Raw genomic sequence first — 11,363 nt, forward strand, 5'->3', positions numbered from 1 at the left:
AATTGATGCGGGCGCGAACACGCCGGATTTTTTCGTGGGAAAGCATGCCGAAGCGTCTGGCACATTGCAACAGCCGCCACGCTCCAGCAAGCGCGGCGAATTGGCCCGCCGGCATAGGCCTATGATCTTCGACTTATTTTAAACTGAGTACCCGCGTACGTCGCCGCAAAGTCGGTTGCGGCAGGATTGCTGCCGTATACCGCCAATGAACCGGTGGCGTACTGGGCCGCCCCTTACCCCAATCTATAGTGATACCGCCACCATACTTGCCCGCCACAATGGACGGCAAAAGGTCACAGCTTGCGCTGCGTGACCACCTGCACCAGCACGTCGCGCACGACGCCGTCACCCAGCACCTTGGTCGCCGCGGACGTCAGCTTTTCCTTGACGGCCGGAATGTTGACCAGCGCGCCCTGCAGGATCGACTTGTCGTCGACGGCGCCGTACAGCGTGGTGATGAAGGCGTCGGTCAGGCGCGGCACGTTCTGCGCCGCGCGCGGCTGCTGTTCGGCCACCACCTCGATGGTGACGACGACGGTGACGAACTGCTCCACCCGGTCGCGGCCGATGGCCGGAATGGCAATGGGCGCCATGCGCACGTACGCCGTGGGCGGTGGCGGCACCTCCTTGGGCGGGGCGGGCTCGGCCACCTCCTCGCCCAGGACGTACTTCTGGTACAGCATCCAGCCGCCATAGCCGGCGCCGCCCAGCAAAGCCAGGCCGAAAACCAGGAGGATGATGGCCTTCATGCCCGCGCCCCGACACCGTCCGCAACCTGCCGCGGACCATGCGCCGCCCCCGCTTTCGGAGTGGTTAAAGCGGCGCGACTCGGCTCAAGAAGGGGGATCAGAAATGCGTCCAGCCGCGCGCCGGCAGGTCAAGCGGCGCCCCGGCACCGTCCAGCACCGTCACGCGCCCGGCCTCCCCGGCCTCCAGCCGGCCGATCTCGGTGATCGCCACGCCCGCCTCCGCGGCCACCGCCGCCACGGCGTCGCGGTGCTCAACGGGCGCGCTGAACAGCAGCTCGTAGTCGTCGCCGCCGGTCAGCGCCGTCGCCAGCCGCGCCGGATCATCGTCCACCACCGCCCGCGCGGCGGCCGACAGCGGCACCCTCCCCGCCTCCAGCACGGCGGCACACCCGGACTCCTCGGCCAGATGCGCCAGATCGGCGACCAGCCCGTCCGACACGTCCAGGCACGCCGCCGCCACGCCGCGCAGCCGCGGTCCCACGCCGGTGCGCGGCTCCGGCCGCCGCAGCCGGCCCAGCAGGTGCGCCCGCGCCTCCGCGTCCGCGACGTCCAGCGTCCCGAACGCCACCTGCAGCCCCAGCGCCGCATCCCCGATGCTGCCGGTGACGAACACCGCGTCCCCCGGCCGCCCGCCCCCGCGCGGCAGCGCTTGGCCCGCCGGCACCAGCCCCATGGCCGTCACCGACAGCGTCACCGGCCCCGCCGTGGACACCGAGTCGCCGCCCGCCAGCGCGATCCCGTACCGCCGCTGGTCCTCGCCCAAGCCGCGCGCGAACCCCGCCAGCCACTCCTCCGGCAGGTCCTTGGGCAGCGCTGTGACGAGGGTATAGGCGTAGGGTTCCGCCCCCATGGCGGCGAGGTCGGAGAGGTTCACGCGCAACAGCTTGGCCGCCACGTCCTCCGCCGCGTCGCCGGGCAGGAAGTGCACGCCGGCCACCATGGCGTCCACGGTGACCACCAGCTCCCGCCCGTCCGGCACGCCGAACACGGCGGCGTCGTCGGCGAGCCCCCGCGCCCCCGCGAAGCCCGCCGCCAGCGGCTTGAAATAGCGCGCGATCCGGCCGAACTCGCCGAGCGGCCGCGCGGCGGCCGCGTCAGTCCTGCGGGCCACGCCCGGGGTCCGGCTGCGACAGCTCGGCCGGGCGCAGGGTGCGCGCCACGTGGTCCAGCACGCCGTTCACCATGCCCGGCTCGCGCCCGGCGAAGAAGGCGTGCGCCACGTCCACGTACTCGCTGATGATGATGCGCGGGTGCAGGTCGTTGTGCGCGAACAGCTCGTATGCACCGGCGCGCAGGATGGCGCGCAGCAGCAGCTCCAGCCGGTCCAGCGGGAACTTGGGGTCCAGCGCGGCGGACACGATGCCGTCCACCTCCGGCTTGCGGTGGCCGGTGCCGCGCACCACGTCGGCGAACAGCTGCGGGTCGGCGGCGACGAACTGCACGCCGTCCACCTCCTGCTGGCCCATCCGGTGCTTGACGAACTCGTTCACCACCGACTCGACGCCCGCGCCGGTCAGGTCGATCTGGTACAGCGCCTGGACGGCGGCCAGCCGGGCCGCCTTGCGCCGCGCCTTGGCCGAACCGCCCCCGGTGGGTTTCCGGGGGGCACGCTTGCTTTTCGCGCGGCCGGCCGCGTCGTCGTTGCTCATGATGCTCTGCTGCTCGGGGAAAGGATGAAAACGAAGGGTATAACTCAGCGCGGGTAGAGGCGGAATTGGCGCTTCAGCTCGATCATGTCAAGGCAGGCGCGCGCCGCGGCACCACCCTTGTTCTTGTGCCCGGTGGCGGCCCGCACCCACGCCTGCTCGCGGTTCTCCACCGTCAGGATTCCGTTGCCGACGGCCAGCGTGTGGCGCAGGGCCAGGTCCTGCAACCCCCGCGCACTCTCCCGGCAGACGATGTCGTAATGCGTCGTCTCGCCGCGGATGACGCAGCCCAGCGCCACATAGCCGTCGAAGCGCTTGCGCGCCGTGTAGAAGTCCATCGACCGCACCGCGTACTGGATGGCCGCCGGGATCTCCAGGCAGCCGGGCACCGCGTAGCGCTGGTACGTGCAGCCCGCCTTTTCCAGCTCCCCGATGGCACCGCGCGTCAGCTCGTCGGCGATGTCCTCGTAGAAGCGGGCCTCCACGACCATGATGTGCGGCACGTCGTTCATGCGGCGGTCAGTCGGCCCCCTTCGCGTCGGGGATCGCCCGGTGGCCGGTGACCGTCAGGCCATAGCCCTCCAGGCCGATGATCGCCTTCTTGCGGTTGGACAGCAGCACCATCTTGCGCACGCCCAGGTGCAGCAGGATCTGCGCGCCGACGCCATAGTCGCGCAGCTCCGACCCGCCGCCCGACTGTCCCTCCAGCCGCGCCAGGGCGGCGGCCGACAGGCTGGTCGCCTGCGGCTCGCGCAGCAGCACGATGACGCCGCGCCCTTCCTTGGCGATCAGCTCCATGGAGGCCTGCAGCTCGCAGTCGCGGCCCGCCGAGGTGTCGCCCAGCACGTCGTCCAGCACGGACAGCGCGTGCATGCGCACCAGCACCGGCTCGTCGCCGGAGATGTCGCCACGCACCAGCGCGATGTGCTCGGCGTACGCCACTTTGTTGACGTACACGTACATCTGGAAGCGGCCGCCGTGCCGGCTGTCCAGCGTGCCGGCCAGCCGCTGCTCGACGATCGTCTCGGTGCGCCGGCGATAGGCGATGAGGTCGGCGATGGTGCCCACCTTCAGCCCGTGGAACTGCGCGAACTTCACCAGGTCCGGCAGGCGGGCCATGGTGCCGTCGTCGTTCATGATCTCGCAGATCACGCCGGCCGGCGTCAGGCCCACCATGCGGGCGATGTCCACCGCCGCTTCTGTGTGCCCGGCGCGCACCAGAACGCCGCCGTCGCGCGCCAGCAGCGGGAAGATGTGGCCCGGCGTCACGATGTCCTCCGGCCCCGCCTTGGGGTCGATGGCGACCTGGATGGTGCGGGCGCGGTCGGCGGCCGAGATGCCGGTGGTCACCCCCTCGCGCGCCTCGATCGACACGGTGAAGGCGGTGTGGTGGCGCGACGCGTTCTGCTGCGCCATCAGCGGCAGGCGCAGCTTCTGGATGCGCTCCTGGTCCATGGCGAGGCAGATCAGGCCGCGCCCGAACTTGGCCATGAAGTTCACGGCCTCGGCGTCGCACATCTGCGCGGGGATGACGAGGTCGCCCTCGTTCTCGCGGTCCTCGTCGTCGACCAGGACGAACATGCGGCCCTGGCGCGCCTCTTCGAGGATCTCCTCGGCCGGCGACAGGAAGGAATGGTATTCGGAGGTCATTCTTGGCCCACCAGCCGGGCGACGTAGCGCGCCAGCATGTCGATTTCCATGTTCACGCGGTCGCCCGGCTTCAGATCGCCGAAGGTCGTGGCGACCTGCGTGTGCGGGATGATGTTCACGCCGAAGCGGGCGCCGTCCACCTCGTTCACCGTCAGCGACACGCCGTCGATCGCCACCGAGCCCTTGGAGGCCACGTACTTGGCGAGGTTGGCGGGTGCCTCGAACGTGATGCGCTTCGATTTACCGTCCGGCCGCACGTCGACCACCGCCGCCACGCCGTCGACGTGGCCGGAGACGATGTGTCCGCCCAGCTCGTCGCCCAGTTTCATGGCGCGTTCCAGGTTGACGCGCGTGCCCGGCGTCCAGCTTCCCAGCGTGGTCTTGGACAGCGTCTCGGCCGAGGCCTGCACGGCGAACCAGCCCGGCCCCTTGTCGATGACGGTGAGGCACACCCCGCAGTTGGCGATGGACGCGCCGATGGCGACCGTCTCCATATCGAAGGCGGTCTCGATGGTGAAGCGCGTGTCGCCGTTCGATTCCACGGCCTTGACGCGCCCGACGTCGGTGATGATCCCGGTGAACATGGCCGGGACTTTAGCAGGTTTTGTGCGGGGGGGAAGGAGCATCGACACCGCAATGAATGCAACAGGCCGTTGCATCCACAGAAGCCCTTCCCGGTGGCACTCCCATCGTCGTCCCTATGGGATGAGTCGCTTCAGCAGGTTGTCCACGACCATGGCGTTGAGCCGGCCCTTGCCCGCTATGGCTTCCAGGCGCGCGCGGGCCGCTGGCGACAGGGACGAGGCCGGTACCGCCGCGGCGATGGTGCCGAGCGAGTCGGCGGCGGCAAGGCTCAACGCGTCGTCCTCGGACTCGATCATGGTGACGAGAAGCGGCGTCGCCCTGGCCGGCTCCACCCAGGATAGAACGCTGGCAAGCCGCTCCTGCCATTCGCCGGACCGTCGGCGCCAAGTGTCGTTCAGCGTGTTCCAGTCGGCGTCGCTCAGGCTCGTCACCACGTCGCGCGCGATGACGACAAGTTCGTCGGACCAGTAGTCGTCGGAAGCCTCGGCACCCAAAATCTCGTCGAACTCGGAAAAGCTGTCCATAAAAGAATCCTCAGAATTTTATGGTCGGGTTGCCGCCCGTCGGATAGGACGACGTGATGACGCCGCTGCGGTCTCGTACCACCTCCCACTGGACGCCGTCGACCTCCTGGCGGTGAAGCGTGGCTCCATCTCTGGCTCGCGTGGCGACAGGGGGCGAATCCGCGACCGCATGCGTGGTTTCGATGATTTTCTTGTCGGCCCAGGATTCGGGCGCCAGAGTACTCTTCTTTATCCGGCTCAGGTTGCCGTCTGGCAAGTTTCGAACGAATTTCACCTGAGTCGTCCCGTCAGGGTTGTGCGCAATCACTTCAAAGGCGTAGTCCGGCGACGTCATGATCCGGGGAGAATGCCCGCCGATGATCTCATTGGACATTCCGCCGGACGCGTTGGGATTTGGCACACGTTCGCCGAAAAGTAACTTCTGCTGCTTGGCCGGCGGCAGGCGCCTCGCCCACTCCGCCGCGCGCGCCGTGCGCGCCGCGGCGTCGCGTTCCGCTGCGGCGGTTCCCGCACCCGTGGCCTTGTCCGCCGGAGGCCGCGCCGGCGGAACCGGATGCGATTCCGGTCGAGCGGATGACGATGGCGATGGCGGTGGCGGCGCGGGCCGCCGTGATGGCGGCGCCGATGCGGGGGGCACGCGCTCGGGCGGCGTGCTGGACCGCCCGGCCCCGCGGCCACCGCCCGTACGTTTGCCGATCCCACGCGTGAGCAGGGCGACAAAGGCGCCGACGCCAACGTTGGCAATGATCTTGGCGATCAGCTTGGCCGCCTCGTCGAGATCCGACGCGCTCCGGGCTCCAACGGTAAGTTTCGCGGACCGGAACAGGTCCTCCGCCATCTGGAAGATCGTCCATCCCATAATTGCGTAGCCAAGCGCGAGGAACGCCGCGTCAGCGACGAAACCGATGCCGACGGCGTGGGAGCCTGCCCACGCCGCCAGCACGAGCGCGGCACCGGCGATCGCCCCGGGGGTGAATATCGCCTCAAACTCGGCCCGCAGCTTGTCCGGAAGGTGCTGGCGAACCCTCGACAGCACCGCGGCGAAGCGATCGGTCAGGTCACGCGGCACCGCCTCTGGCGGTGGCGGTGCACCCACACCGCCCGACGCCATCTGCATCCGAACGGGCGGCGGGGCATGGGGGTGCTGCGGCAGTGCGCCGGCCAACCCGACCAGGGCAGCCCGGCCGAGGCCGGCGTCCGTAGACTGCGTACCATCCACCCGGCGGGGAACGTTCAGCAGAACCAGCCCGCCGGACGAAACCTGCCGGACCAGCATTTCGACGACAGCTTGGTCGTCGCAGCGATGGAGATCGCTTTTCCCCAAACGGCCGAGAAGCCGGCGTACCTCGGCCACATCATCACCGTTGCGCAGGGCATGCGACAGCGCGTGCCTTGCCTCTTCCGCCGTGCGGACGCGTATACCCTCCGGTGGTGTCCGGCGCAACGCGTGCGGCGGCACCAGGAGAAGCACCGAATTGAACGTACGCAGTTCCAGTACATCGCGTGGGGGCGGAGATCGGTGCATGGAAAGCGACCCGCTGGCAGGTGTGCGTTCTGCGTGTGCTGCGCCGGCGCAACGAACGACGTTGACATGATGCCCGTGGCACCTACGACCTATAATACACTATGCTTGGCCAAAGGACATCGAACGAGAATCACGTCTTTCGCATGCACTCGCGCCGGATGTATCCCCCGTGCCGTCGGCGCGCCCCGCCCGCGCATGGTGCCCATGCGCCCTTCCCCCTGGCCGAAGCGCGCGGCAACGGCCATGTTGCGGCGCATGCAATTCCACTCCCCGCAGAAATCCCCCGCCGTCGACACCCGCTGGCTGTCCATCGTGCTCAGCACGATGATGGCGTTCGGGCCGCTGTCCATCGACATGTACCTGCCGGCCCTGCCGGAGATCGGCCGCGACCTCGCCGCCGCCCCGGCGGCGGTGCAGATGTCGCTGTCCGGCTTCTTCCTGGGATTCGGCATCGGACAGCTGGTGTGGGGGCCGCTGGGGGACCGGCTGGGGCGGCGCGGGCCGATCGCGGCGGGAATCGCGCTGTTCGTGCTGGGCAGCGTCGGCTGCGCGCTGACCGGCGACGCCACGCACCTCGCCGCGTGGCGGTTCGTGCAGGCGTTCGGCTCGTGCGCGGCGCCCGTGCTGGCGCGGGCCATGGTGCGCGACCTCTACCCGCAGGACCAGGCGGCGCGCATGCTGTCGCTGATGATGCTGATCATGAGCGTGGCGCCGATGGCCGCCCCGCTGGTCGGCGGGCAGGTGCTGGCGCACTTCGGCTGGCGGGCGATCTTCTATGCTCTGGCCGGGTTCGGCCTGCTGGCCATGGCGGCGCTGTTCACCATCCCCGAGAGCCTGCCGGCGTCGCGGCGCAGCGGCCAGAGCATTCCCGGCATGGCGCTCAGCTACGTCCGGCTGCTGGGCAACCGGCGCTATCTCGCCTACACGCTCAGCGGCGGCTTCTTCTTCGGCGGGATGTTCGCCTACATCGCCGGGACGCCCTTCGTCTACATTGAGTATTTCGGCGTGGCGCCGCAGCTGTACGGCGTGCTGTTCGGGCTGAACGTGGTCGGCATGATGATCTTCAACGTCGTCAACCGCCGGCTGGTGCAGACCATGGGCTCCGACCGGGTGCTGCGCGCCGGGGCGCTGGCGGGGGCGGTGTTCGCCGTCGTTCTGGCGGCGGCCGGCGTCACCGGCGCGTTCGGGCTGGTCGGCATCGTCGTGCCGCTGTTCGCCTATCTGTCCATGACCGGCCTGATCGCCGCCAACGCCATGGCCGGCGCCATGTCGGTGAACCCGGCCATGGCGGGCGCCGCCTCCGGCCTCGCCGGCACGGTGCAGTTCGGCATCGGCGCGCTGACCGCCGCGCTGATCGGCTGGCTGGCCGACGGCACGCCCGCGCCCATGGTGCTGGTCATCGGCGGCATGGGCATCGCGGCGGCGCTGGCCGCGCTGGCGATCGCGCCTTCTCAGGCCGGGCGGCGGACGTAGCTCTCGGCCACGTCGGCGCCGGCCCGGCGAACGGCGACGCGTTCGAAATCGGCGGCCTCGGCCAGCCGGTCCACGCCGAACCCGGCCACCGCCGCGATGCCGTCGCCGCCGATGACCCGCGCGGCGCGGAACCACTCCACCCGGTCGACCAGCCGTGCCCGCAGCAGCGAGGCGGCGAGCGTCGCCCCGCCCTCCACCAGCACGCGCGTGATGCCACACGCCGCCAGCGCCTTCGCCGCCAGCGCCGGGTCCGGCAGGCCGGCGCCGTCGGGCGGCACCGGGATCAGCTGGACGCCGCAGCCGGCGAAGGCCTCGGCACGCAGCGGGTCGGGGTCGACGCAGGTGACCAGCCACGTCGGCACCCGCGCGGCACTCGCCGCCAGCTTCGACGTCAGCGGCAGGCGCAGCCGGCTGTCGAAGATCACCCGCACGGGGGATCGGTGCTCCAGCCCCGGCAGCCGGCAGGTCAGCTCCGGGTCGTCGGCCAGTGCCGTGCGGATGCCCACCATGATGACGTCGTGGCTGGCGCGCAGCCCGTGCCCCCAGGCGCGCGCCGTGTCGCCGGTGATCCACTTGGATTCGCCGCTGTGCGTGGCGATGCGGCCGTCCAGCGTGGTCGCCAGCTTCAGCGTGAACAGCGGCCGGTCGTGCAGGATGCGGGTGAAGAAGCCGCGGTTCAGCTCGTACGCCTCCTCGGCGCACACGCCGGTGTCCACGGCGATGCCGGCCTCGCGCAGGCGGCGCACGCCGCCGCCGGCCACCCGCGGGTCGGGGTCCTCGCACGCCACCACCACGCGCGCCACGCCCGCGGCGATCAGCGCCTCCGAACACGGCGGCGTCTTGCCGTGGTGGTTGCACGGCTCCAGCGAGACGTAGGCGGTGGCGCCGCGCGCCGCCGCGCCGGCGCGGGCCAGCGCCTCGGTCTCGCCGTGCGGGCGGCCGCCGGGCTGCGTCCAGCCGCGCCCGACGACGGTGCCGTCCTTGACCAGCACGCACCCCACCGACGGGTTCGGCCACGTGCTCCCCAGCCCCCGCGCCGCCAGCGCCAGGGCCGCCCGCATGTGGCGGAGATCGTCGGGTGTTGTCATGGCTTCGGCACTCCCATCATGCCGACGAGAAACACCCCGCCGGCCGTCATGGCGCGGAGTGCTTGAGGAAAATCAGAGGAGACACGGATGGACACGAATATCCACGGATGAACACGGATAAAAGATCATCACACCCATCTGTGTTAATCTGTGTTCATCTGTGGCCAAAACCACGGCCCGCCGCCAAAAGCACGCAGCGGGAAACAGGATTTCAGCCACAGATGAACGCAGATAAAGAGGATGAGGATTTATTCTTGATCCGTGTCCATCCGTGAAAAATCCGTGTTCATCCGTGTCTAAACACCGAACCTCACGGATGCTGCGCTTCCGGGGCCAGCTGTTCGACGAAGTCGTTGAAGTCCGCCGCCTCGCGGAAGTCCTTGTAGACCGAGGCGTAGCGGATGTACGCGACCTGGTCCAGGTTCTGGAGCGCGTTCATGATCATCTCGCCGATCTGCTTCGACGGGATCTCGCTCTCGCCCGAGGATTCGAGCTGGCGCACCAGGCTGTTGACCACGCGGTCGATGCGATCGGCGTCGATGGGGCGCTTGCGCAGCGCGATGCGCATCGACCGCAAGAGCTTCTCGCGGTCGAACGGCTCGCGCTGGCCGGTGCTCTTCACCACCGTCAGCTCGCGCAGCTGCACGCGCTCGAAGGTGGTGAAGCGCGCCCCGCAGCCGGGGCAGAACCGCCGCCTGCGGATCGCCGAGTTGTCCTCGGTCGGGCGTGAATCCTTGACCTGGGTGTCGTCGTGTCCGCAGAACGGGCAGCGCATGGCCGGCTTTTCCCCCTGAACGTTGTTTTATCGGCCGTCAGAGGGTCGGGTAGATCGGGAAGCGGCGGCACAGCTCGCGCACCCGCTCCCGCACCTGCGCCTCGACGGCCCGGTTGTCGCCCGAGTTGCTGGCGGCCAGCCCGTCCAGCGTCTCGACGATCATCTCGCCCACCTGCTGGAACTCCGCCGTGCCGAAGCCGCGCGTGGTCGCCGCCGGGCTGCCCAGGCGCACGCCCGAGGTGACCATCGGCTTCTGCGGGTCGAACGGCACGCCGTTCTTGTTGCAGGTCATGCCGGCGTGCTCCAGGCTGGCCTCGGCCGCCTTGCCGGTCAGGTTCTTCGGGCGCAGGTCGACCAGCACGATGTGGCTGTCGGTGCCGCCCGACACGATGTCCAGCCCGCCGCCGATCAGCGTCTTGGCCAGCGTGCGCGCATTGTCCAGCATGGCCTGCGCATACTGCTTGAACTCCGGCCGCAGCGCCTCCTGGAAGGCCACCGCCTTGGCGGCGATGACGTGCATCAGCGGGCCGCCCTGCAGGCCGGGGAAAACGGCCGAGTTGATCTTCTTGGCGATCTCTTCCTTGTCGGTCAGCACCATGCCGCCGCGCGGCCCGCGCAGCGTCTTGTGCGTGGTGGTGGTGACGACGTCGGCGTAGGGGAACGGGTTCGGGTAGACGCCGCCGGCGATCAGGCCGGCGTAGTGCGCCACGTCCACCATGAAGAACGCCCCCACCTCGTCGGCGATGGCGCGGAAGCGCTGGTAGTCGATGGTGCGCGGATAGGCCGAGCCGCCGGCGATGATCAGCTTCGGCTTGTGCTCGCGCGCCAGCCGCTCGACCTCGTCGAAGTCGATCAGGTGGTCGTCGCGGCGCACGCCGTACTGCACGGCCTTGAACCACTTGCCCGACATGTTGGGCGGCGCCCCGTGCGTCAGGTGGCCGCCGGCCGCCAGCGACATGCCCAGCACGACGTCGCCCGGCTGGAGCAGCGCCAGCAGCACCGCCTGGTTGGCCTGGGAGCCGGAGTTCGGCTGCACGTTGGCGAAACCGCAGCCGAACAGCTTGCACGCCCGCTCGATCGCCAGGGTCTCGGCCACGTCCACGAACTCGCAGCCGCCGTAGTAGCGCTTGCCCGGATAGCCTTCGGCGTACTTGTTGGTCAGCACCGACCCCTGCGCCTCCAGCACCGCCGCGGAGACGATGTTCTCCGATGCGATCAGCTCGATCTGCTCCTGCTGGCGCACCAGCTCGTCGCGCACGGCGCGGGCCAGTTCGGGATCGGTCTCGGCCAGCGTGGCGGAGAAGAAGGTCGGGTTCGGGGCGTACATCAATGACTTCCTTTCAACGAC

12 protein-coding genes are annotated in these 11,363 nt (G+C 69.6%); 1 reads left to right on the forward strand and 11 read right to left on the reverse strand.

From position 1 onward, the window contains the following. Positions 1–293: 293 nt before the first annotated feature. From VED21_RS04980 to VED21_RS05015, 8 genes are all read right to left on the reverse strand, one after another. The gene (locus VED21_RS04980) at positions 294–749 is read right to left on the reverse strand and encodes a hypothetical protein (RefSeq protein ID WP_324881215.1); all 456 of its coding nucleotides are present in this window, start codon (positions 747–749) and stop codon (positions 294–296) included. A 97-nt stretch (positions 750–846) separates the two neighbouring features. Further along, entirely contained in the window at positions 847–1,860 is a 1,014-nt protein-coding gene (gene thiL, locus VED21_RS04985) for a thiamine-phosphate kinase (RefSeq protein ID WP_324881216.1), read from the reverse strand. Continuing rightward, positions 1,844–2,398, reverse strand: a complete 555-nt coding sequence (gene nusB, locus VED21_RS04990; RefSeq protein ID WP_324881217.1) for a transcription antitermination factor NusB — start codon at positions 2,396–2,398, stop codon at positions 1,844–1,846. The genes thiL and nusB overlap by 17 nt, the downstream gene beginning before the upstream one ends. Positions 2,399–2,442: 44 nt before the next feature. Next, on the reverse strand, positions 2,443–2,907 hold the full coding sequence (locus VED21_RS04995) for a 6,7-dimethyl-8-ribityllumazine synthase (RefSeq protein ID WP_324881218.1): 465 nt from the start codon (positions 2,905–2,907) through the stop codon (positions 2,443–2,445). A 7-nt stretch (positions 2,908–2,914) separates the two neighbouring features. Then, on the reverse strand, positions 2,915–4,045 hold the full coding sequence (gene ribB / locus VED21_RS05000; RefSeq protein WP_324881219.1) for a 3,4-dihydroxy-2-butanone-4-phosphate synthase: 1,131 nt from the start codon (positions 4,043–4,045) through the stop codon (positions 2,915–2,917). After that, positions 4,042–4,629, reverse strand: a complete 588-nt coding sequence (locus VED21_RS05005; RefSeq protein WP_324881220.1) for a riboflavin synthase — start codon at positions 4,627–4,629, stop codon at positions 4,042–4,044. Before VED21_RS05005 ends, ribB begins: the two co-directional genes overlap by 4 nt. A gap of 114 nt (positions 4,630–4,743) precedes the next feature. Beyond that, positions 4,744–5,154 carry a hypothetical protein gene (locus VED21_RS05010; protein WP_324881221.1) on the reverse strand — a complete coding sequence of 137 codons (411 nt, stop codon included), beginning with the start codon at positions 5,152–5,154 and terminating at the stop codon, positions 4,744–4,746. 10 nt (positions 5,155–5,164) lie between these two features. Further along, the gene (locus VED21_RS05015; RefSeq protein WP_324881222.1) at positions 5,165–6,679 is read right to left on the reverse strand and encodes an EndoU domain-containing protein; all 1,515 of its coding nucleotides are present in this window, start codon (positions 6,677–6,679) and stop codon (positions 5,165–5,167) included. Between the two features lie 255 nt (positions 6,680–6,934). Between VED21_RS05015 and VED21_RS05020 the strand changes: the two genes are divergently transcribed. Continuing rightward, positions 6,935–8,152 (forward strand): Bcr/CflA family multidrug efflux MFS transporter, encoded by a 1,218-nt coding sequence (locus VED21_RS05020; RefSeq protein WP_324881223.1) that lies wholly within the window; start codon positions 6,935–6,937, stop codon positions 8,150–8,152. On the opposite strand, the gene ribD is transcribed toward VED21_RS05020, so the two are convergent. The 3 genes from ribD to glyA form a co-directional block, all read right to left on the reverse strand. Beyond that, positions 8,131–9,240, reverse strand: coding sequence for a bifunctional diaminohydroxyphosphoribosylaminopyrimidine deaminase/5-amino-6-(5-phosphoribosylamino)uracil reductase RibD (gene ribD, locus VED21_RS05025; protein ID WP_324881224.1), 1,110 nt, complete (start codon positions 9,238–9,240; stop codon positions 8,131–8,133). The genes VED21_RS05020 and ribD overlap by 22 nt on opposite strands. 310 nt (positions 9,241–9,550) lie before the next feature. After that, a complete protein-coding gene (gene nrdR, locus VED21_RS05030; RefSeq protein WP_324881226.1) occupies positions 9,551–10,015 on the reverse strand; it encodes a transcriptional regulator NrdR in 465 nt (154 codons plus the stop codon). A 37-nt stretch (positions 10,016–10,052) separates the two neighbouring features. Continuing rightward, complete coding sequence (gene glyA / locus VED21_RS05035; protein ID WP_324881227.1) at positions 10,053–11,342, reverse strand: serine hydroxymethyltransferase; 1,290 nt, start codon at positions 11,340–11,342, stop codon at positions 10,053–10,055. Between the last annotated feature and the right edge of the window lie 21 nt (positions 11,343–11,363).

This window comes from Azospirillum sp. (assembly GCF_035627195.1).
Lineage (GTDB): Bacteria > Pseudomonadota > Alphaproteobacteria > Azospirillales > Azospirillaceae > Azospirillum.

Coding starts and splice junctions, on each gene's coding strand:
- ribB (WP_324881219.1), bottom strand. CDS start 4,045: ATGACCTCCGAATACCATTCCTTCCTGTCGCCGGCCGAGGAGATCCTC.
- glyA (WP_324881227.1), bottom strand. CDS start 11,342: ATGTACGCCCCGAACCCGACCTTCTTCTCCGCCACGCTGGCCGAGACC.
- VED21_RS05005 (WP_324881220.1), bottom strand. CDS start 4,629: ATGTTCACCGGGATCATCACCGACGTCGGGCGCGTCAAGGCCGTGGAA.
- VED21_RS05010 (WP_324881221.1), bottom strand. CDS start 5,154: ATGGACAGCTTTTCCGAGTTCGACGAGATTTTGGGTGCCGAGGCTTCC.
- VED21_RS05015 (WP_324881222.1), bottom strand. CDS start 6,679: ATGCACCGATCTCCGCCCCCACGCGATGTACTGGAACTGCGTACGTTC.
- nusB (WP_324881217.1), bottom strand. CDS start 2,398: ATGAGCAACGACGACGCGGCCGGCCGCGCGAAAAGCAAGCGTGCCCCC.
- ribD (WP_324881224.1), bottom strand. CDS start 9,240: ATGACAACACCCGACGATCTCCGCCACATGCGGGCGGCCCTGGCGCTG.
- nrdR (WP_324881226.1), bottom strand. CDS start 10,015: ATGCGCTGCCCGTTCTGCGGACACGACGACACCCAGGTCAAGGATTCA.
- VED21_RS04995 (WP_324881218.1), bottom strand. CDS start 2,907: ATGAACGACGTGCCGCACATCATGGTCGTGGAGGCCCGCTTCTACGAG.
- VED21_RS04980 (WP_324881215.1), bottom strand. CDS start 749: ATGAAGGCCATCATCCTCCTGGTTTTCGGCCTGGCTTTGCTGGGCGGC.
- VED21_RS05020 (WP_324881223.1), top strand. CDS start 6,935: ATGCAATTCCACTCCCCGCAGAAATCCCCCGCCGTCGACACCCGCTGG.